Here is a 19,198-nt window from a genome sequence, read left to right on the forward strand (position 1 = left end):
AAAATAGTGTCAGAGCCCATATGCAAGCAATTGTAAAGAGGAGATATCAAATGGCGTTTTTTGGTACAAACGGAGTAAGGGGCATTGCCAATGAATACATCACACCGCAGCTTGCAATAGATGTTGCAAAAAGCCTTGGGACCTACATGGGCTCAAAAGGAATTATCGCTATCGGACGTGACACAAGAATTTCCGGAGAGATGCTTAAATCTGCAGCTATTGCAGGAGCACTTTCCACAGGAGTGACAGTTATAGACATCGGGACGGCACCAATACCTGCAATACAGTACTACGTCAGGGACCATGCTGACGCAGGCATCGGGGTTACCGCATCTCACAACCCAAGAGAATACAACGGAATAAAACTGGTTGCAGGAGATGGAAGTGAGTTCTCACGTGAAGGAGAGAAGGCCGTCGAAAGGATCTACATGTCAAAGGAGTTCTCCACTGCAACCTGGGAGAGGACAGGCAACTTCCACAAGGACAACAATGCTAACGAATATTACATCAACGGCATCATCAACTCAGTGGAAGCTGAGAACATACGGGAAAAGAAGTTCAGGGTCGTTGTGGATACAGGCTGTGGCGCCGGCTCCCTTACACTGCCTTTCCTGCTCAGGAGACTTGGCTGTGAGGTCATAACCCTCAATGCACAGATCGACGGCACATTCCCATGGAGGAACCCTGAACCAACACCAGATGTCCTGACAGAACTTGCGGACATCGTGAAGAGCAGAGGCGCAGATATGGGTGTCGCACAGGACGGAGACGCTGACAGGGCGGTTTTCTTTGATGAGAATGGGGACTTCATCGATGAGGACGTGCTCCTTTCCATGATGGCAAAGTACATCCTTGAAGATAACAAAGGTCCGATCGTCACCCCGGTAAGTTCTTCCCAGCGCATGCTGGACGTTGCCGAGGAAGCAGAAGTCGAGCTTCACTGGACCGCCGTCGGTTCGATCAATGTGGCAAGAAAGATGATGGAGACCGGTGCGGTCTTCGGAGGAGAGGGTAATGGCGGCCTCATTTTCCCTGAGCACCAGTACTGCCGCGACGGCGCCATGGCAGCTGCAAAGCTGCTTGAGATCATGGCCTCAGGAAAAACGCTCTCATCCCTTGTGAAAAGCGTTCCTGAATACTTCAACTCAAAGACAAAGGTCCACTGCAGCAACCTTAAGGAAGCCATGGAGAGCATCAAGGAACACGTCATGGGCGGAGAGCACGAAGTTGATACCACCGATGGGGTCAAGATCTGGCATGAGGACGGCTGGCTTCTCATCAGGCCATCAGGAACAGAACCCATTATCCGCATATTCGCAGAAACAAAGACAAAAGAGAGAGCTGAACAGCTCATGAACGAAGGTGTGGAACTGGTAGAAAAATTCAAGGCCTGATGATCAGGCCTTTCCCCTTGACTCACCACAAATGATGCCGGTGGAGATCAAATGGGCAACGCGCAATGGTTCGGGTATGTTACTCCTTGTGGAGGACAGACGAACTATATCGCATGCCAGACATACATCGATTCCTGCACACTGAATGAAAACAGGATTTGAGGCATCTTTTGATATTGTTTTAATGACACGTCCTGCACGCAGCATCATCTCCATCCGTTTATCGGCCTCAGGCAGATGATGCAGTGCCGTCTTTATTTTTTCAAAGTCCGGGAGCTCACGCATGAGAACGATCACCGGAATTCCGGTTTCCTCATTAAGCCTTACAATGTCCACTGGATTGAAACCACCGTAAGTTACACCATCCAACATGATGACCCTTATCTGGCCATAATGCTTGCTGGAGGTCACCATATCAATTATTCGATCAGTAGCATCCATACCATCCCGGGTGATCTCTGACCGCATTACCCCGTCCAGCCACAGACCGCCCCGGAAGAAAGCTCCGACTATGAGTATGTTGTCACGTATCAGTGCAGAATCATCGATACCAAGGATCCTGATCTCAGGTTTGATATGAAAGACCAAACTCACACGACCGATATGAATTTTTATGAGAACATCTGGAGCGACGGGTCATGTATGATATCCGGTGCTGAGATGACCTTGTCCACTGCTTCAACCAGATTGGACATGCTGATGCTGTCATTGTTCTGGCGAACAGCGAACATACCGGCCTCCATAACAATAGCACCGATATCCGCACCGCTTGCACCTTCGGTGAGCTTTGCCAGCTTTGCAAGATCAACATCGTCATCAATGGAGAGGCGGTCAGTATGAATGTGGAATATGCACTCACGGCCACTCTGGTCAGGAAGCGGGATCTCTATCACACGGTCAAACCTTCCCGGGCGGATGATCGCCGGATCAAGGACATCCGGGCGGTTGGTTGCGGCTATTATGCGAATATCACCCCGATTATCAAAACCGTCCATCTCGGCAAGCAACTGCATCAGGGTTCGCTGTACCTCACGGTCCGCGCCGTTGGTATCATTTAACCTTGTGGCTGCGATTGCATCCAGCTCATCGATGAATATGATCGAAGGTGCCTTCTTTCTTGCCATCTCAAATATATCCCGGACAAGTTTTGCACCATCTCCGATATACTTCTGGACAAGTTCGGAACCTACTACCCTTATGAAAGTGGCATTCGTCCTGTGCGCCACCGCCTTTGCAAGCAGTGTCTTACCCGTCCCCGGAGGACCATATAGCATAACGCCCTTTGGCGGAGAGATACCTATGCGTACAAAGGATTCGGGTCTTGTAAGCGGCAACTCCACGGATTCACTGACTTCCCGAATCTGGTCATCAAGCCCGCCTATCTGGGAATAGTCCACTTCCTGGGACTCGATAACTTCCATGGCGGAGATCACAGGCTCATCGGACACCGGGATGACATCAACGACCGCCAATGTCTGCTGGTTAAGGCCAACCCTTGAACCGGGAATAAGAAGATCTTCATCGAGTTCCGGGGAGGCCTTCACAAGGAATTGTGGGCCGGTGCTGCTTCTTATCAGGACCCTGCCGTCATCAAAAACATCAACTACGTTCGCAACTACCAGGGGCACGGATTTTAACCGATCCAGCTCTGACTGCAGCCTCTGTGACTCGCGCTCATACTTGAGCTTCTGGGATTCCATGAAACGCTTTTCAGACTCGATCTGCCCACATTGCTCTTTGAGCATAGTGTTGCGTGATTCAAGCTGTTTCATTCGGTCCAGAAGATACTTAGAGAAGTCCTCATCGCTCCCGGTGGTGTATTCACCGGAATTATTGACAATTCCATGGAAACCATAATTGTTATTTCCTGGTTCTTCATCTATTGTTTCGCTCATAGTTCCGAATAATATTTAAGTAGAAACGATATATAGCCCTTTCGTAAAGAGCAATGCAAAGACACTTCAAGAGATGATACCAGATGCAATGCGAAATATGTGGCACAGAGATCAGAGGACAGGCAATAGAAGTCACAATTGATGGAAGCCAGCTTAAGGTGTGCAGCAAATGCGCACAATATGGAACGGCAGTAAAAGCCCGTTCACCTGTTTCCAGGAAGATATCGCCTGTGTCACCTCAAACAAAAAGAAATGTTCCAAAAAGAACAGGTCAGAGGCGTGATCCTTTCGCAGAACTTAGCGACGAACTTGTCGATGAATACGAGAAGATCATACATGAGGCCCGTGAAAAACGTGGATGGACCCAGGAAGTGCTTGCCACAAAGATAAAGGAAAAGGCATCACTTATCAAGAAGATCGAACGTGGAGAGATCGTCCCGGAAGATTCAGTCAGAAAGAAGATCGAAAAAGCGCTGAACATCCAACTTACAGAACGCGTTGGCGAAAGCGATTGGAGTGCTGACCGCCTTAACAAGGGAACCACACTCGGCGATATCGTTACGATCAAGAGAAAATAAGAGGACGAAACGGATCATTCATTAAATGATCCTTCTTTTTTTATCGACCCGGTTTAAATCATTAATATCCATACAGGAAAAGGAAAAAACATGCAGCTTACAGACAGGAAGATCGGATTCATAGGCACAGGAAAAATGGGAGAGTCCCTTATCAGGGGAATTCTCGGAGCACACAGCGAGATCAGCATCTATGCAAGCGATGTCTACGAACCTGCTCTTGAGAGACTTAACAAGGAACTTGGCATCAACGTTTCCACCGAAAATGCCAGTACCATAATGAACTCCGATATTGTTGTTCTTGCAATTAAACCCCAGATACTTAAGGACATACTAGCACAGATCAAGGATGACATCACATCCGACAAACTTGTGATATCAATTGCAGCAGGAGTCCCTGTCGCAGCTATTGAGGATGAGCTCAACAGCGATGCAAGGGTCATAAGGGTAATGCCAAATATCGCTGCAACTGTAGCCGAAGCTGCATCAGCTATCTGTACAGGTACCAATGCTACCGCAGAGGATGCAGAGGTCGCCCTTGCGATCTTCAGGTCCCTTGGAAGTGCGATCCAGATCCCAGAAAAGCTCATGGATGCGGTCACCGGCCTCTCTGGCAGTGGTCCTGCATACATATTCCCTGTTATCGAGGCAATGGCAGATGGTGCGGTCCATGAAGGACTTGACCGTGCAAGCGCGATCACACTTGCCGCACAGACAGTCCTTGGAGCTGCAAAGATGGTCCTTGAGACAGGAATGCACCCAGGGGAGCTTAAGGATATGGTTACCTCCCCCGCAGGAACCACAATTCGTGGAATACATACACTTGAAGAAAGCGGAGTAAGAGCTGCTTTCATGAACGCTGTCATCGCGTCTTCCGAAAGGTCAAAGGAGCTGGGCAAATAAAGCCAGCTTTCTTTTTTAATTTCGACTTTCGAAAATAAAGAACAATATACAAAGGTTGATATATCTGGATGACTGTATTCATTTTATTAAACTTCAATCAAGTTTATGTGGGGACAAAAAATGAAATCTTTTGCGGTGATTCGGGCAGAGGACCCGAATAAAATTAAAATAGCTTTGCACGATCTAGAACACTATGGGAGTATGAAATTCGGATCTAATCCGAAAAGGATCGAACCATCTTATGCAGACCAGCTTCTTGTAAGCGTTTCAGGGGTACCCTTAAAAGCAAAATGCAATTCTGCGGCCCTTGTGGAACTTGACACAAATGCAGGTGCTGCGATCAGTAAGTTAAGGAAGATCCACCCCCCTGCACATGTTGTGATAGTAAGTCCAAGACATGATGCTTTCGAGGAACTCGCAGATAGTTCCGAACTATACCCTGAGTTTGACAGGGCATTCGAAGTATGAGCGCGGCCTGATATAAGCCGCATTATTTCTTTTTTAATTTTTATTCACTCAGCCTTATTGACCAGTGGTCACGATCTGTACTCTGTTCTTCAAAATGTAGCACATACATAGAATTAAAAGCAGATGAACTGATGCAGAAATAACCATTTACCATACCTTAAGGTCAATGAATTTTTAGAACAGAAATTGATGATTGTAAAAGGAATGGGGCCGGGACCGAGAGTCGAACTCGGATCGTAGCCTCCACAGGGCTACAGGATAACCGCTACCCTACCCCGGCACGGAAAATAGGGTGCTTCAGACGAAGCACCTTATACTAGTACTTTTGTTAGATAAACTTTTTGGCTCAAAAACGGACATTGAGGGTTTATTTCAGCCTTTCAATTATAAGATCGGCAACCTGTTTACCTGAGATAAGCATTCCACCAAATACCGGACCCATACGTGGAGCACCAGCCACGGCGTTAGCTGCCATACCATCAACATAGAGATTTGGATAAACTTCCTTTGTGGTATCCACAAGCATGCGCTCTCCAACATCTGCCCACATTGGCTTCTCGCCTACTACACCAAGTTCGCCCAGCTTTGCACCAGGAACCTTGCGCTGCACTGTGTTACAGACAGCTGCCTCATGGCCTGTCCCATCGACAACAACTTTGGCACGTATTGCCAGCGGGTCAACATGGAGTCTACCGATCTCCACAGCAGTCCAGTTGATGACAAGTCCGCATACCTCATCGTTGTCCCTGATCATAACATCCTCAACGTTTACAAGGTTGAATATCTCGGCTCCTGCACTTGTTGCACCACTGATAAGCTTACCAACGGACTCAACGGAATTGGCTATGTAATAACCTTCTTCATATTCATGGTAATCAATACCAAACTCATCCAGAATATGACGTGCTTCTTCCTGCACAACGATACGTGGGAACATCATTCCACCGGCCCACATACCTCCACCGACAGACAATTTCTTCTCATAGATGACTGTTTTTAACCCTGCCTCTGCAAGATACTTCGCAGCGACCAGGTTTGCAGGCCCACCGCCTACAAGCGCCACATCTACTTCCGTATAATCAAGGAATACTTTAGAGAACTCATCTATTATCGCTCTTGAAATTGTGACCTCATCGAGTTTCATATTACTGCCTCATGATAATTAAAATCCAAGTGGTCATTGGATACATGTATCTTAAAGTTATTGGAACCGGCAAAGAGACTGTACAAAACGGATACTTTGAAGAAAAAATATCCCTAAAATAAAATAGAATCAATGGAAAAAGAAGGAAAGTAAGTAGGAATAAAAGTTATGGCTTTTTCAGGGTTACCCAGAACATGCTGCCCTGACCTTCCGGGTTATCAGCAACACCCACCTTACCCTCATGAAGCTCGACGATCCTCTTCACAATAGCAAGACCAAGTCCTGTACCTTTGATATTCCCTTTATCCAGCCTCTTGAAACGTTCAAAGACAAGTTCTTTGTCCCCATCAAGGATACCAAAACCCTGGTCCATTACCCTGACCTTCCATTCATTTCCAAGGTCATCTATTCCCAGACTAACAAGGGTTCCCTGGGGGCTATACTTAATTGCATTTGATACGAGGTTCACAAAGACCTGTTCGATCATAGGGTCTGCAAGTACAGAAAAGGAGCCATCAAATTCCATATTTAATTCGATGGAATTCTCTTCCATTTGTGGTTCAAGGGTTTGAACAACATTCCCCAGAACCTCAGCCAGGTCCATGGGCTTCAATCGAACTTCAGAAACAGACTCAACCTTTGCAAAAGTTGCTGCACTGCTTATCATGGTGATCAGCTTATCATTAGTACGCTTTATTGACTGGAGCATACGAAGATCATCTTCCTGAAGTTTACCCCTTTTTATGAGAATATCGGTAAAACCTTTTACAGCACCTGCCGGGTTCATCAGGTCATGCCTGATTATATCGATGAAGAGATCCTTCAGTTCATTAGAATGCTCAAGCTCTTCTGCATATTCTTTCAGTGCGATCTCAGTCCTCATGCGTTCCGTGATATCCTCACCGGAGGTAAGAATACCTGTTACATCCCCATTCTTATCTGTAAGAAGGGAATTGTGCCAGCTTATCAGTCTTTCTTCCCCATCAGCATTAATGAGGGGATTTTCACAGTATTCAAATGTACCAATGTCACCATTGAGAATCCTGGAGAACATAGTTTTTGCAGATTCCAGATCCTTTTCCGGAAGGAAGGAATCAAACCAATTCTTTCCAAGGACATCCTCCTCATTTCTGCCAAGTACCTCACAGCCTTTCCTGTTAACAAGGGTTACATTCTGATCCTTATCCAGCGCCAGAAGGATCGCACCTGCAACATCAAGATAGTTCTGTGCCTGATCGCGCTCCGCTACAAGGCTGTTATGCAATTGTTTTATCTTTATGAGAGACTTTACTCTCGTTTCCAGTTCAAGCCTGTCAACGGGTTTTGAAAGGAAATCATCCGCCCCGGCTTCAATACTCATTATCTTGTCATTCTTTCCGGAAAGGGCAGTCACCATGACGACAGGAATGAACTGGTAAAGAGGATCACTTTTCAGGGCTTTACAAACATCAAACCCACTTAAATCCGGCATCATTACATCCAGAAGGACAAGATCTATATCCTCAGTCCTTATCTTTTCAAGTCCTTCTGCCCCACCATAAGCACAGACAACATCATAATCCCCGGAAAGATAGACCTCCATCAGTTCTACATTCAGAGGTTCGTCATCAACAATGAGTATCTTTGGAAGTGTACCACCAGTCATATTTCACACCCGAAATAAAATAAGTATTAAGCAGAAGCATTCATGTATTCATCTATCTGTTCTCTGAACCGGGGAACATTGATAGGTTTGGAAATGTATCCCGTACATCCGGCATCCAGATATTTTCGGCCATCACCGGTCATTGAATGTGCTGTCAGGGCCACCACAGGTATATCAGCGGTTTCCGGGTCGTCCAGCAGGTGCTCCAGAACCTCAAGTCCATCCATGCGTGGAAGCTGCATATCCAGAAGTATGAGATCATAATTGCCCTTTCTTACTTCATCAAGGGCCTGAGCCCCATCTTCTGCCTGTCCCACCTTATGGCCCCATGATTCCAGCAGGACCACGGTCAATTCCATATTCATGGGATTATCTTCCACCACCAGGATATTACTCATAATTATCACTTTTTCATAGACGCCATATAGACAAATTTACTTTTTTAGAGCATCATGTGAGCTCTTGTCCACAGAGGACAAGTCACTGACAGGCAAACATCATGTACACAGAAAGGTACAGAATAAAACATATTTTGCAGGACTATAACTTATCCTTAAGATATGTCACGAGTCAATATATAATAATTATCCCGTTAAGGTCATATACCGAAATGTAATTAGTGGTCTTTCTAAGATAATATATAGCCCCTATAATAGATCAACATGAACTTTTCATGGAGATACCTCACAGGAAATATATTAAATCAGATCATCTGCAAATATCCAATTGTAAGACGAAAAAGAGTTGATAAAATAGTCAGATCTGCCCAGAAGACAAACCAAAAGCGAAACCGGGAAGAGAATATAGACCCATCGGATTCCACCGCAGATATAGTCATACTAAAACCGAAAGGATATCCACTTAGCAGCATGCTTGACGAGTATCCGGAGATCGAGGACCCAGATATCTTCGAACAGTATGCAAGAAAGCAATGGAAGGGATTCATGGCTCGCAAAGGCGAGTATCTTTTCGACCACCGGATGTATCCTGACTTTGCCTACAAAGTTATCGATGTAGAACCACCGGAGTCGGTCATCGGAATGGAAACGACCATAATCGTCAATGAAGATGAAAAGGCCCCCATCGCAGCTGAATCCTCCACAGGCATTACATTTGAGGACGTCATCGGGCAGACTAATGCACGCCGCAAATGCAAGCTGATCGAACGATTCCTTGAAGAACCGGAAAGGTTTGGCAAATGGGCACCACGCAATGTGCTGTTCTTCGGGCCATCGGGGACCGGAAAGACGATGCTTGCAAAGGCCCTTGCGAACAAGACAGAAGTACCGCTTCTACCCATAAAGGCCACACAGCTCATTGGAGAGTTCGTAGGAGAGGGCGCACGCCAGATCCACCAGCTTTATGACAAAGCTGAAGAGATGCAGCCATGCATAATCTTCATCGATGAGCTGGATGCCATCGCCCTGGACAGGAGATTCCAGGAGCTCAGGGGAGATGTTGCAGAGATCGTGAATGCACTCCTTACCGAGATGGACGGTATCGTGGAGCGCCAGGGAGTCTGCACAATCGGAGCTACCAACCGTGTGGACAGCCTTGATGCTGCTGTAAGAAGCCGTTTCGAGGAAGAGATCGAGTTCATATTACCTGATGAGCAGGACCGCCACAGGATAATCGAACAGAACATCAGTACATTCCCGCTTCCTGCCGGAGACATCGACCTTCAAAAACTCGCAAAGCTCACAGCAGGACTCTCAGGAAGGGATATCGTGGAAAAAGTACTCAAGAACGCGCTCCACCAGGCGATAATAGATGACAGGGAAGAGGTCGGGCAGGAACTCTTCGAGACTGCAATATCCAGACTGGTGAAAAAAGAAGACACCGGTGCACTGAATCGACTTTATATATGAAAAATGGAAGCTTAATCCTAATAGTTGAAATGTGATATTATGACAACCATCAGTGAAAATGACAGGTTCGAATGCAGAGTAGTGAACATAATTGATAACCTTAAACAATGGAAAGGAGTTACAGTTGAGGATATCGATTCCGGCGGCAGGGTCTACTTTGCAAAGGTGAAAGCAGAAGGCTTCAATGTTGCCATCGGAGATTCGCTCTACATCGGCATAAAGGAGTTACCTTACGGAATAGAAGAGATGTCCATGGAAGTTCACCTCTACGATGAGGACGATAAAGAACTTGACTGGACGATACTCTGAGAATAGAAAGACATTCGTCTTTCCTGTTTCTTCTTTTATTTAACCCGAAATTACATCATTTAATTCGATCAGCCCGTTCTATCGGCCGGTTAACCTGACAATCCACTCATTACCAACATATCAGCAGATAAGAAGTTCATTAGTTCATCCGGCAATTATACATCAAGCCATTCGATGCCATAATTGTGAACGATGCCATCCTCATCCGGAACCTCCAGTTCTGAAACAGCGTGTTCCATTAACGTAGCGACACAAGCCGGATCAAAAAGGTCTACCAGGCCGGGCCATTCCCTGTGAATTGCACCCATATCAAAGAAACTCAGGATGTTTACAACCCCTACTGTACTACCATATTCAGAATTTGGCGGGAGCATCTCGGGCACCAGTTCAAAGACAGGTTCAGTGCTTAGCTCGAACCATTCATGATTGATGATAATGTGCCACATCTCCCCGGAGTTCTCCTGTGCATAGAGTGCCTCCATTGCATAATTTATATTGATGCCGATCTTCTTATCAGCAGGAACCTCACGCGGGATCAGGTCTTTCTTCCTTGTCTGGTCATAATGGAAAGTTTCAGGGTATCTGAACATCTGGCCGAGGTTCAGTTTTTCAGAGATTATCCTGTTGATGTCATGCTCAACCTGCTCAGACCTTGCAAAGTTCATTGCTATGGCCTGGTCTATACGGTTCAAAGGGATCTCATGGTCCTCCTGTGCAAGCCGTATAGCAGTGTTGCAGACCTTTGCGGTCATCTTATCGATCCCCCGGGATATCTGGGCATCTTTATCCTTCAGGGAAGCGATTTTCATGATCACATCATTGAACTCACTTATGTGATAGGGATCAATGACATGCTTTCCATCAAATGTTCCGGACTTACCAGTACGTCGCTCATGTAACATTGCACCACCAACTATTACAATTAATAGTTTGGCTGCCTGAACTTAAAAAAGTTATGCACTAAAGAAAATGAAAGGAATGAAACTTTATTCATCCCTAAGGGGAACCTCGATGGACATCAGGTCTTCTGCGATGATCACACCCTCGAATATTGCTTTTGCATCGTTCATAAGAGGAGTTACGTCATCCGAATACCTTGAACTTATATGCGTGAGCACCAGCTGTTTTACACCGGCCTCCTTTGCCAGTGCTGCAGCCTCACCTGCTGTGGAGTGCATTGCTTCTTTTGCCCATTCCAGCTTTTCGTCTGCAAGTGTGCCGTCATGTATCAGAAGGTCAGCGTTCTCGCTTGCTTCCAGGACATCCTTGCAGGGCCTTGTATCACCGGTGTAGATGATGGTCCTTCCGGGCCGTGGTTCACCCACCACGTCCTCTGACCTTATGGTCCTGCCATCAACTTCCACATCCTCGCCTTTGTGAAGCTTTGAGAATAAAGGACCCACAGGAACTCCAAGTTCCATAGCTTTTTTGCGGTCGAACCTTCCCGGGCGCGGATCCTCCACCAGCGCATAACCTATACTGCGTACATTATGCTGTGTCTGCAGGGCAACAACGGAATAGCCGTCCATCCTTACAACATCCCCGCGCTCCATCCTGGCAGCCCTTATTTCGAACTTCAGCTTGTAGTAACCCAGAGCTGATAGCAACTTTACGAACTCTTCCACCCACTCAGGACCATATATGGTGAGAGGTTCGGTCCTGCCCTGGAAGGACATTGTCTGTACAAGCCCCGGTATCCCCAGGATATGGTCTGCGTGGAAGTGAGTGATGAATATCGAAGAGAGGTTCATCATGCCGGTCTTTGCTCTCATCATCTGCTGCTGGGCACCTTCGCCGCAGTCGAACATGATAAGTTCGCCGTCCCTGTTTACCATGATGGCTGATGGATTGCGGTTCTTTGTAGGCAAAGACCCGCCGGTCCCTAAAAATGTTACAAGAAGCATGTATTAATTATTATACATTAGAATTATTTATCACTTATCACATTTGTACTTCCGGGGAATACAGGGCAAAGGTTAGCGGCTCGAAAAGTTCATATAGAATCCTATTAGTAAAGGAAGTCCATTAACCGATTATATATGCTAGAGATTCATTCTACTAATAATAAATAAGAGGACAAATTATGCAATTTCAGGGAAGATCTAAAAGGAAATACACAGGAGCAAAGATCAAATCATCACGTGGTAAGAGGAAATATGAACTTGGACGTGAGCCTGCAGAAACACACGTTGCTGACACAAAGAGGAAGAACATCGCAACACGTGGCGGAAACAGGAAAGTAAGGCTCCTTCAGGCAAACATTGCAAACGTCACAAACCCATCCGATGGCAAGACAGTCATCTCAGCTATCGAGACAGTTGTTGACAACACCGCAAACGAGCACTACGTCAGGCGTAACACCATCACAAAAGGTGCAGTTATCAAGACCGCAATCGGCAATGCTGTCGTCACAAGCCGTCCTGGACAGGATGGCGTGGTCAACGCTGTACTGATCGAGTAAATATTTACTTGATCATCTTTTTTAATCCCGGGACGTTTCAGGTATGGATGAGCAAACACGCAACATACTGGAGATCCTTGAAGAAGATGCAAGGATCGTACCAGAAGAGATCGCAGCACTCACCGGCATGACCGTTGAGGAAGTAGAACAGAAGATCGAATATCTTGAGAAAGCGAAGATCATTCGCCAGTACAAGACGATCATCGACTGGGAACTTGCAGGCGAGAACTACGTGTACGCCATCATTGAACTTAAGGTCCAGCTGGAACGGAAACTGGGATACCAGGCAATTGCCGAGAGGCTATACAAGTTCCCGGAAGTGCGCTCAGTAAGGCTGCTTTCCGGAGAACATGACATTTCTATAACAGTGCGCGGCAATTCCATGAAACAGGTCGCCTTTTTCGTAGCGGAGAAGATAGCGACCCTGGATCAGGTCCAGAGCACTGCCACCCACTTTGTTCTGAAGACCTACAAAGAGAACGGGCTGATCCTGGACGAACCAGACCAGGTCAAGAGACTTGCAGTCTCCCCATAATTTGTTTTTCTTAACCACTGCTTTCCCCATTATTAAAGGAGGCATATATCTTGAGAACACAATGCAACCCCTCCCGGTTTATATCGAACAGTATGCAAAAAGTACCGCCATCAGGTATCCGAAAGTTCTTTGACATGGCGTCAGGAAGTGAGGATGTCATCTCCCTTGGAGTTGGAGAACCTGATTATGTTACACCATGGCATATCCGTGAGGCGTGCATACATTCCATTGAACACGGAGAGACCTCATACACATCCAACTATGGGCTCATAGAACTTCGTGAAGAGATCTCAAGATCATATGTGAAGAGACACGGAGTTTATTACAACCCGGAAGAGGAGATCCTTGTCACAACCGGAGTTAGTGAAGCACTCGACCTTGCAATAAGGGCCATCACCAATCCCGGCGATGAGATCATCGTGGTCCAGCCATCATATGTTGCCTATGTACCATCCGTAATATTTGCAGGCGGAGTTCCCGTGACTATCGGTGCAAGAGGAGAGAATGACTTCAAGATCACAGCAGCAGAGATCGAAGCGGCCATTACTGACAAGACAAAAGCAGTGATCATAAACTATCCAAATAATCCCACCGGTGCCACAATAGGAAAGGACGAGCTGGAAGCCATTGCAGACGTCATCGTCGAACACGATATAATGATGATATCAGACGATGTCTATGAGAGGCTTACCTATGAAGGTACACACACATGTTTTTCAGCCCTGGAAGGAATGCGTGACCGGACCATTATGCTGAATGGATTCTCAAAGGCATACTCAATGACCGGATTCAGGATGGCATATGCAATGGCAGCACCCGAGATAATCAATTCAATGATGCTGATCCACCAGTATTCAATGCTCTGTGCTCCAATAACCGCCCAGGTTGGTGCTATCGAAGCACTTCGCAACGGTGAGGAAGAGGTCGGGAAAATGGTACGTGAATACGACCGTCGCAGGAAGCTCATTGTAGGCGGGTTGAACGACCTGGGACTGGACTGCTTCAACCCAAGAGGAGCATTCTATGCATTCCCATCCATCAAGAGCACAGGACTTACAGCTGACGAATTTGCAGAAAGGTTGCTCCACGAGCAGAACGTCGTCACCATTCCTGGAGATATCTTTGGCGATACAGGAGCAGGACACCTCCGCTGTGCTTACGCAGCATCAAGGGAAGACATCAAGGAAGCTCTTGACAGGATCAGTACATTTGTAGATGGATTATGAGATCACATCTCATGATCTATTCATTCAACTGATTTTCAAAAAAGCAGCTTAACCATCATCCGACATAACAGCATGATAGGGACTATAATTTAAAGTTAAACTATAAAGGACCCACTTTTCGGAAATGGACCTTTTCTAAAATAAAATAACCATTGAGAAGAGAAAGTTACTCACCAAGGAGCTCTTTGTCAATATTCTCAACAAGACCTGTGACCTTTGTGTACCACTCTTCTATGCTGTTTTTAAGCATTTCCTTGACCCTTACAGGATCAATGGCAACATACTCATAGAAGTATCCACCAATATCGATGGTCTTGGTCTCACGATAGACGAGGCCGCATGAGATAAGGTTCTGTAATGAACGGTATGCAGTACTGCGTTCCCTGTTAAGATGCTCTCCGAGGTTTTCGGCAGTCATGGGCCCGTTGGAAAGCAAGCACTTGTATGCATCCATATCCAGAGCCTTCAGGCCAAGTACACACTTTGCCACATCTTCGCATTCACAGTTTGCCCTTAGCATTTCACGGATTGTCGCTGTCATCATTCACCACTTGTAATTTCATGAAACTTCCGAATCACTGTTGTACAGTTTATGCAAAACCATAATCATCACGTCGTTAATTATATATATAGTTTGTCAGAATCCCTCAACCCTTGACAACAATAATTCCTGAAAATGAACGTTCAAATGAGCCGCTGGACACAGAACGCCTGATATACCACCCCGATATGAAACGTGCCAATGAGTGGGTGCTGACCGAGTATCAACCACCTGTAAATGACTTTTGCATTTTTGTGCCCTGTGCCATGAGGAAACCATATCATACCAGCCCCTCACACAAGATGTATGACCGCATTATCTTCGGCATACTTGAACCGGAGGACGCTCACGTAGTGGTATTTGGTACCTGCGGGATCACGCCGCGTGAAATAGATACTGAGTATCCGTTCACGGACTACAAGTTCATGATGGGAAAATGCAATGTAGCTAAGATAAAACGCGATTTTATCAAGATGGAAAGCGAAAGGCTTGCTAAATACCTTGAGAAAACACGCGACAATTACAAACATCGCATCGCATATTGCATTGGTGATTTCAGGACAGCCATGGAAAAGGCAGTTGAGATATCAGGCATCGATGTTACCATCGTCCCCGACAGGAAGACAATGGAAGAGATCGCAAACCCGAACAAGCGCTTTAAATATGGAAGCCTCAGCCAGCGACAGTACCTTCAGGACTTTTCAGATGCCATAACCAATATTCTTAACGTCCCGCAGCGTACAGTGGGAGTCCATGAAGACCACTCCACCAATGACATGGACTGGTACCTTTTGTAAAATATATAGGTGGATATTTTTTAGTTAAAGCGCAACTTAAACATTGAATGTCGGGTCAATGAAGTAAAAAAGAAGAAAAGGAACAAGGCACCTCTGAAGGTACCTTTTCATCTGTCAAATTGATTATTTCTCAAGATATGGGGACTGTGCAAGTACAGCCATACCGGCGTCAGAGATGTTGAGCACCCTTACTTCGTTGATTGTGCTGGATCCTCTGAGCTTCATTACATAGATAGTACGCTGCAGGTTGCTTCCAATAATCTCGCGGCCCAGTTTGACCACGGAATCCGCACCATATTCTACCATCTCATCCAGATCGAACATAACACCCACTGTCACAAGAGCTGTGACATTGCGCCTTCTGAAGATGCCGAAGATATCGTCGATCAAGGTACGCAGCTTGTAGCTGGACTCAATTGCGAGGAACATTGCTTCAATGGAATCAATGAAGACACGGTCGGGTTTGACTTCCTCGATCTTGCTCTCTACAAGTTTCTTGAAGCTCTTGATAAGCTCTGTTGGAGCTATCTCCACACTCTTCTGGAGACGAAGGCTTGGGTCTGTGATGTCTACAAACACAAGCTTGCCTTCTGCGACCATTGCATCGAGATCCCATCCGAAAGAAGATTGCATTTCACGCACAATTGACTTGGATTCCTCGGATGTGATGATACACATCACGGTCTCGCCTTTGTTGATACCTTCCAGCAGAAACTGGGTTCCGAAGATCGTCTTACCGGTACCGGATTTACCAGAGACCACATTGGCAGTCCCTTTGAAAAATCCACCATGTAACATTTCATCCAATCCACGAATTCCAGTGCTAACCCTTTCTTGAGCTACTTCGTCAGCCATCTTTACACCTGATAATATACTTAGATCATGTAGATTTTTTTAAAATAGAATCATGAGATCCTTGCAGACATAATGGATACATTTGCTCCCTACTCAAATAGCCAAGTGCCCATTACACATCTGCGTTATCTATTCTTCTATGCCTTGTTATGATATAAAAAATGATTTATCCACTGATAAATTGCACCATGGATCAACCATCCACTCCAATTTCTTCTTCCTTTATTATCTCGAGGAAAATGTCACGGAACATCAGCTTCTCTATGGTCCGGGCAACATAACCCCTGTGCTGATGCTTCTGGATATCCTCATTAAGACGCATATCCGAATCCACCTGTACCCGTATAAGACATAACCTGAACTGCTCTGCATCCTTGATCTCCATCATATAGAACCTTTCCAGCAGGAATGGGAGAAGATACGGATCATCTATTGCCTCACAGAGGAGGAGTTGTTCTTCCGGAATATTGTGAAGATCAGTACCAATTGCCAGGTCACCGGTTACCAGCCTTACCGTTTGCATGGAATATTTCTTATCGTCCAGAGTTGCATATTCTACCATATTTAATCCCCACAAATGTCAAAATGGAATCATCTTTTTTTAAGAATATTTTCACACCGCTTCAGATCCTCTGCAGTATTTATGTTCAGAGCGATCTCCGGATCTTCCAGCAGATAATTATGATATTCCTGTTCTTCATTGATATAGTTTCCATCAAGGATGTTGATCCCCGCAGGAACGATCAGCTGCCCACTCCAGTTGAAGACCGTATCCGGCCTGATACCAACCTCACTGCAAAGAGAAAGAGGGATGAACACTGACATGGAAGACTTATCGCATACCTCGTATGCATCTATGATAGAATCAAGAAGTTCCGGTGTCACAAGAGGAAGATCAGACATTATGATCATGACAGGCTCAGCTATGCCGGAGCTCTCCACCGCATAGACCATGTCTCCCACATAGTTGTCACCTGCAGTATTGACAACCTGCACATGCTCACCATACCCTTCATTTACAAACTCTTCAGTATCAGGTGTTGAAGGAGATACAGCTACAAGTATGCGATCAATATGAGACGCTTTTTCCAGCGAATCGATCACATAGCTTATGAGAGGCTTTCCAAGAAGTTCGACGCATGGTTTCTCGCCCATGCCGAGTCGAAGCCCCTGCCCACCTGCCATTATAACAGCGTCCAAACAAGTCCTCCATAGCCGTTATTGGAAGCGATTATCACAAGAGTAATTACGATCAGCACGATCACACGTGCTATTTCATTGGAAGTTCCAACACAATCCCCATTCACACCTTTGAAATGGCGATTTGAAACATTCAGAATAACAAATGCAGTAACAATAGAAGCTATGTATCCGATAGCACCGATAGAACCGAAAGCCAGCACACTTGCTACAGCACCAAGTAGGAAAGATACCACATACCTTGGGAAGGTAGTGCTGTTAATCACCATGGAACCAAGTCCTTCATGTATCGGTTTACCGAATGCAGCAATTGTAAGCATTGCCTGTTTGGCACCGATCTCTGCTACAAGCAGTGAAACTGCAAGTATGAAAGCAGCATTGTCGGAGAAGAACATAGCTTCAGCCTGAAGTGCAGAAATGGATGCATAGAGTGCAAGCAGTGTAAGAACTGCATAACCCACACCACCGATACCAAGGGCCACATCCTTAAGCGCTTTGATCTTCTTTTCCAGAGAACCGTGTGCTGTGGCACCATCACCGAAATCGGCCAGGCCGTCAAGATGGTTCAGACCGGTCAGGTAGTAAATGAAGGCCATGATAAGGACCGCACTGATCTGGTCCGGTAGCACTGTCTCAGTGATAAATGCGAAGGCTCCGATCATAAGACCGAGGACCACACCTGCGAATGTCTGCAGATAGCTACGCTTTACCAGCTCATCCAGGCCTTCCATGGTGATTCCCACAGGAATTGTGGAAAGAAAGCCAAAACTTGTCTTAAGGGCAAGGAAAAAGTTGTTCATGCTGCTATCACATCACTTACGTCTTTAGCTTTACGTTTTTTCTCAGATTCAGCAGCATCTGCCATACCCCTTGTGTACATGTTAGCTGAAACACCACCGATAAGACCACCTATTATGTCATCCATGAACGGGCCTAGCTTTGAGAGAATACCGGGTTTCTGTTTGTCAAAACGAACAAACTCGAACATGCCCTTGTCACCACTGATATACTTGGCAATGCTCATTCCGATTACCTCATCAGCGATTATGAAGGTCAGGTCTTTCTCGTATGAGCTCCTGCTGATATTTGGAAGCTTGCCATTCTCACCCTCCCTTTCCAGAAGTATACCGGAATAGATCAGAAGGCACAGGTTCGCATCAGATACAGCTATTTCCAGTTCCCTCCTGAAACGCCCTTCTGCAATTTCCCTGGTCTCCAGACCGGGATGCGGAGCATAGAGCTCAAGAGCAGTATCCACAAGCATATCCACGGTTATACCTTCCTCCTCCAGTATATCGATGATATCGGAGGTGATCTCACCTTCCAGCTCTTTTGGCTGGTCCTTCTTCAGGTCCTGAGAGTCTATATCTGAAAGTTTCATA

At 46.0% G+C, this 19,198-nt stretch carries 23 protein-coding genes and 1 tRNA gene; 10 read left to right on the forward strand and 14 right to left on the reverse strand.

All coding sequences use genetic code 11. The features are described 5' to 3' along the window. Positions 1 to 50: 50 nt before the first annotated feature. Entirely contained in the window at positions 51 to 1,394 is a 1,344-nt protein-coding gene (gene glmM, locus WOA13_RS08530) for a phosphoglucosamine mutase (protein ID WP_342127480.1), read from the forward strand. A 3-nt stretch (positions 1,395 to 1,397) separates the two neighbouring features. Here the strand turns inward: glmM and WOA13_RS08535 are convergent, their stop codons facing one another. Both WOA13_RS08535 and WOA13_RS08540 read right to left on the reverse strand, forming a co-directional pair. Further along, the gene (locus WOA13_RS08535; RefSeq protein WP_342127481.1) at positions 1,398 to 1,988 is read right to left on the reverse strand and encodes an endonuclease dU; all 591 of its coding nucleotides are present in this window, start codon (positions 1,986 to 1,988) and stop codon (positions 1,398 to 1,400) included. A 17-nt stretch (positions 1,989 to 2,005) separates the two neighbouring features. Then, positions 2,006 to 3,289 (reverse strand): proteasome-activating nucleotidase, encoded by a 1,284-nt coding sequence (locus tag WOA13_RS08540; protein ID WP_342127482.1) that lies wholly within the window; start codon positions 3,287 to 3,289, stop codon positions 2,006 to 2,008. Between the two features lie 83 nt (positions 3,290 to 3,372). Here WOA13_RS08540 and WOA13_RS08545 point away from each other — a divergent pair, with 83 nt between their 5' ends. The 3 genes from WOA13_RS08545 to WOA13_RS08555 all read left to right on the forward strand — a co-directional run bounded on the left by WOA13_RS08545 (position 3,373) and on the right by WOA13_RS08555 (position 5,235). Then, positions 3,373 to 3,867 carry a multiprotein bridging factor aMBF1 gene (locus tag WOA13_RS08545; protein ID WP_342127483.1) on the forward strand — a complete coding sequence of 165 codons (495 nt, stop codon included), beginning with the start codon at positions 3,373 to 3,375 and terminating at the stop codon, positions 3,865 to 3,867. Positions 3,868 to 3,957: 90 nt separating this feature from the next. Beyond that, on the forward strand, positions 3,958 to 4,767 hold the full coding sequence (proC, locus tag WOA13_RS08550) for a pyrroline-5-carboxylate reductase (protein ID WP_342127484.1): 810 nt from the start codon (positions 3,958 to 3,960) through the stop codon (positions 4,765 to 4,767). A 120-nt stretch (positions 4,768 to 4,887) separates the two neighbouring features. Continuing rightward, positions 4,888 to 5,235 (forward strand): DUF356 domain-containing protein, encoded by a 348-nt coding sequence (locus WOA13_RS08555; protein ID WP_342127485.1) that lies wholly within the window; start codon positions 4,888 to 4,890, stop codon positions 5,233 to 5,235. A gap of 205 nt (positions 5,236 to 5,440) precedes the next feature. On the opposite strand, the gene WOA13_RS08560 is transcribed toward WOA13_RS08555, so the two are convergent. The 4 genes from WOA13_RS08560 to WOA13_RS08575 all read right to left on the reverse strand — a co-directional run bounded on the left by WOA13_RS08560 (position 5,441) and on the right by WOA13_RS08575 (position 8,422). Further along, a tRNA-His gene (locus WOA13_RS08560) sits at positions 5,441 to 5,515 on the reverse strand. Positions 5,516 to 5,602: 87 nt separating this feature from the next. Next, positions 5,603 to 6,379: a sulfide-dependent adenosine diphosphate thiazole synthase gene (locus tag WOA13_RS08565; RefSeq protein WP_342127486.1), complete on the reverse strand. Its 777-nt coding sequence runs from the start codon at positions 6,377 to 6,379 to the stop codon at positions 5,603 to 5,605. Between the two features lie 166 nt (positions 6,380 to 6,545). Continuing rightward, the gene (locus WOA13_RS08570) at positions 6,546 to 8,024 is read right to left on the reverse strand and encodes a response regulator (RefSeq protein WP_342127487.1); all 1,479 of its coding nucleotides are present in this window, start codon (positions 8,022 to 8,024) and stop codon (positions 6,546 to 6,548) included. 26 nt (positions 8,025 to 8,050) lie between these two features. Further along, positions 8,051 to 8,422: a response regulator gene (locus WOA13_RS08575; protein WP_342127488.1), complete on the reverse strand. Its 372-nt coding sequence runs from the start codon at positions 8,420 to 8,422 to the stop codon at positions 8,051 to 8,053. A gap of 354 nt (positions 8,423 to 8,776) precedes the next feature. Here WOA13_RS08575 and WOA13_RS08580 point away from each other — a divergent pair, with 354 nt between their 5' ends. Further along, on the forward strand, positions 8,777 to 9,892 hold the full coding sequence (locus tag WOA13_RS08580; protein WP_342127746.1) for an AAA family ATPase: 1,116 nt from the start codon (positions 8,777 to 8,779) through the stop codon (positions 9,890 to 9,892). A gap of 39 nt (positions 9,893 to 9,931) precedes the next feature. Beyond that, positions 9,932 to 10,201, forward strand: coding sequence for a hypothetical protein (locus WOA13_RS08585; RefSeq protein ID WP_342127489.1), 270 nt, complete (start codon positions 9,932 to 9,934; stop codon positions 10,199 to 10,201). 155 nt (positions 10,202 to 10,356) lie between these two features. On the opposite strand, the gene WOA13_RS08590 is transcribed toward WOA13_RS08585, so the two are convergent. Both WOA13_RS08590 and rnz read right to left on the reverse strand, forming a co-directional pair. Continuing rightward, positions 10,357 to 11,103, reverse strand: coding sequence for a hypothetical protein (locus WOA13_RS08590; protein ID WP_342127490.1), 747 nt, complete (start codon positions 11,101 to 11,103; stop codon positions 10,357 to 10,359). 84 nt (positions 11,104 to 11,187) lie between these two features. Next, positions 11,188 to 12,105: a ribonuclease Z gene (gene rnz / locus WOA13_RS08595; RefSeq protein ID WP_342127491.1), complete on the reverse strand. Its 918-nt coding sequence runs from the start codon at positions 12,103 to 12,105 to the stop codon at positions 11,188 to 11,190. A gap of 179 nt (positions 12,106 to 12,284) precedes the next feature. On the opposite strand from rnz, the gene WOA13_RS08600 reads away from it, so the two are divergent. From WOA13_RS08600 to WOA13_RS08610, 3 genes are read left to right on the forward strand one after another with little or no spacing between them, the layout of a single operon-like run. Continuing rightward, entirely contained in the window at positions 12,285 to 12,662 is a 378-nt protein-coding gene (locus WOA13_RS08600; RefSeq protein ID WP_342127492.1) for a 30S ribosomal protein S8e, read from the forward strand. Positions 12,663 to 12,705: 43 nt separating this feature from the next. Beyond that, positions 12,706 to 13,197, forward strand: a complete 492-nt coding sequence (locus tag WOA13_RS08605; protein WP_342127493.1) for an Lrp/AsnC family transcriptional regulator — start codon at positions 12,706 to 12,708, stop codon at positions 13,195 to 13,197. 50 nt (positions 13,198 to 13,247) lie between these two features. Then, positions 13,248 to 14,423, forward strand: a complete 1,176-nt coding sequence (locus tag WOA13_RS08610) for an aminotransferase class I/II-fold pyridoxal phosphate-dependent enzyme (protein ID WP_342127494.1) — start codon at positions 13,248 to 13,250, stop codon at positions 14,421 to 14,423. A 166-nt stretch (positions 14,424 to 14,589) separates the two neighbouring features. Here the strand turns inward: WOA13_RS08610 and WOA13_RS08615 are convergent, their stop codons facing one another. After that, entirely contained in the window at positions 14,590 to 14,964 is a 375-nt protein-coding gene (locus tag WOA13_RS08615) for a helix-turn-helix domain-containing protein (RefSeq protein ID WP_342127495.1), read from the reverse strand. A 113-nt stretch (positions 14,965 to 15,077) separates the two neighbouring features. Between WOA13_RS08615 and WOA13_RS08620 the strand changes: the two genes are divergently transcribed. Further along, on the forward strand, positions 15,078 to 15,761 hold the full coding sequence (locus WOA13_RS08620; RefSeq protein WP_342127496.1) for a DUF5591 domain-containing protein: 684 nt from the start codon (positions 15,078 to 15,080) through the stop codon (positions 15,759 to 15,761). A gap of 123 nt (positions 15,762 to 15,884) precedes the next feature. Here WOA13_RS08620 and WOA13_RS08625 read toward each other — a convergent pair whose 3' ends face one another. The 5 genes from WOA13_RS08625 to cobZ all read right to left on the reverse strand — a co-directional run bounded on the left by WOA13_RS08625 (position 15,885) and on the right by cobZ (position 19,197). Continuing rightward, positions 15,885 to 16,616 (reverse strand): RAD55 family ATPase, encoded by a 732-nt coding sequence (locus WOA13_RS08625; protein WP_342127497.1) that lies wholly within the window; start codon positions 16,614 to 16,616, stop codon positions 15,885 to 15,887. A gap of 193 nt (positions 16,617 to 16,809) precedes the next feature. Continuing rightward, positions 16,810 to 17,178: a hypothetical protein gene (locus WOA13_RS08630; RefSeq protein ID WP_342127498.1), complete on the reverse strand. Its 369-nt coding sequence runs from the start codon at positions 17,176 to 17,178 to the stop codon at positions 16,810 to 16,812. 29 nt (positions 17,179 to 17,207) lie between these two features. Further along, positions 17,208 to 17,816, reverse strand: a complete 609-nt coding sequence (locus tag WOA13_RS08635) for an NTP transferase domain-containing protein (RefSeq protein WP_342127499.1) — start codon at positions 17,814 to 17,816, stop codon at positions 17,208 to 17,210. After that, the gene (gene cobS, locus WOA13_RS08640; RefSeq protein WP_342127500.1) at positions 17,801 to 18,616 is read right to left on the reverse strand and encodes an adenosylcobinamide-GDP ribazoletransferase; all 816 of its coding nucleotides are present in this window, start codon (positions 18,614 to 18,616) and stop codon (positions 17,801 to 17,803) included. The genes WOA13_RS08635 and cobS overlap by 16 nt, the downstream gene beginning before the upstream one ends. After that, positions 18,613 to 19,197 (reverse strand): alpha-ribazole phosphatase CobZ, encoded by a 585-nt coding sequence (gene cobZ / locus WOA13_RS08645; RefSeq protein WP_342127501.1) that lies wholly within the window; start codon positions 19,195 to 19,197, stop codon positions 18,613 to 18,615. The genes cobS and cobZ overlap by 4 nt, the downstream gene beginning before the upstream one ends. Between the last annotated feature and the right edge of the window lies 1 nt (position 19,198).

It is taken from the genome of Methanococcoides sp. LMO-2 (assembly GCF_038432375.1).
Lineage (GTDB): Archaea > Halobacteriota > Methanosarcinia > Methanosarcinales > Methanosarcinaceae > Methanococcoides > Methanococcoides cohabitans.

Excerpts from the sequence above, each read along its gene's own strand:
- WOA13_RS08555 (WP_342127485.1), top strand. The coding sequence starts at position 4,888 with ATGAAATCTTTTGCGGTGATTCGGGCAGAGGACCCGAATAAAATTAAA.
- WOA13_RS08585 (WP_342127489.1), top strand. The coding sequence starts at position 9,932 with ATGACAACCATCAGTGAAAATGACAGGTTCGAATGCAGAGTAGTGAAC.
- WOA13_RS08630 (WP_342127498.1), bottom strand. The coding sequence starts at position 17,178 with ATGGTAGAATATGCAACTCTGGACGATAAGAAATATTCCATGCAAACG.
- cobZ (WP_342127501.1), bottom strand. The coding sequence starts at position 19,197 with ATGAAACTTTCAGATATAGACTCTCAGGACCTGAAGAAGGACCAGCCA.
- glmM (WP_342127480.1), top strand. The coding sequence starts at position 51 with ATGGCGTTTTTTGGTACAAACGGAGTAAGGGGCATTGCCAATGAATAC.
- WOA13_RS08565 (WP_342127486.1), bottom strand. The coding sequence starts at position 6,379 with ATGAAACTCGATGAGGTCACAATTTCAAGAGCGATAATAGATGAGTTC.
- WOA13_RS08605 (WP_342127493.1), top strand. The coding sequence starts at position 12,706 with ATGGATGAGCAAACACGCAACATACTGGAGATCCTTGAAGAAGATGCA.
- WOA13_RS08615 (WP_342127495.1), bottom strand. The coding sequence starts at position 14,964 with ATGACAGCGACAATCCGTGAAATGCTAAGGGCAAACTGTGAATGCGAA.
- WOA13_RS08625 (WP_342127497.1), bottom strand. The coding sequence starts at position 16,616 with ATGGCTGACGAAGTAGCTCAAGAAAGGGTTAGCACTGGAATTCGTGGA.
- WOA13_RS08590 (WP_342127490.1), bottom strand. The coding sequence starts at position 11,103 with ATGTTACATGAGCGACGTACTGGTAAGTCCGGAACATTTGATGGAAAG.
- rnz (WP_342127491.1), bottom strand. The coding sequence starts at position 12,105 with ATGCTTCTTGTAACATTTTTAGGGACCGGCGGGTCTTTGCCTACAAAG.
- WOA13_RS08540 (WP_342127482.1), bottom strand. The coding sequence starts at position 3,289 with ATGAGCGAAACAATAGATGAAGAACCAGGAAATAACAATTATGGTTTC.
- WOA13_RS08600 (WP_342127492.1), top strand. The coding sequence starts at position 12,285 with ATGCAATTTCAGGGAAGATCTAAAAGGAAATACACAGGAGCAAAGATC.
- cobS (WP_342127500.1), bottom strand. The coding sequence starts at position 18,616 with ATGAACAACTTTTTCCTTGCCCTTAAGACAAGTTTTGGCTTTCTTTCC.
- WOA13_RS08575 (WP_342127488.1), bottom strand. The coding sequence starts at position 8,422 with ATGAGTAATATCCTGGTGGTGGAAGATAATCCCATGAATATGGAATTG.
- proC (WP_342127484.1), top strand. The coding sequence starts at position 3,958 with ATGCAGCTTACAGACAGGAAGATCGGATTCATAGGCACAGGAAAAATG.
- WOA13_RS08570 (WP_342127487.1), bottom strand. The coding sequence starts at position 8,024 with ATGACTGGTGGTACACTTCCAAAGATACTCATTGTTGATGACGAACCT.
- WOA13_RS08545 (WP_342127483.1), top strand. The coding sequence starts at position 3,373 with ATGCAATGCGAAATATGTGGCACAGAGATCAGAGGACAGGCAATAGAA.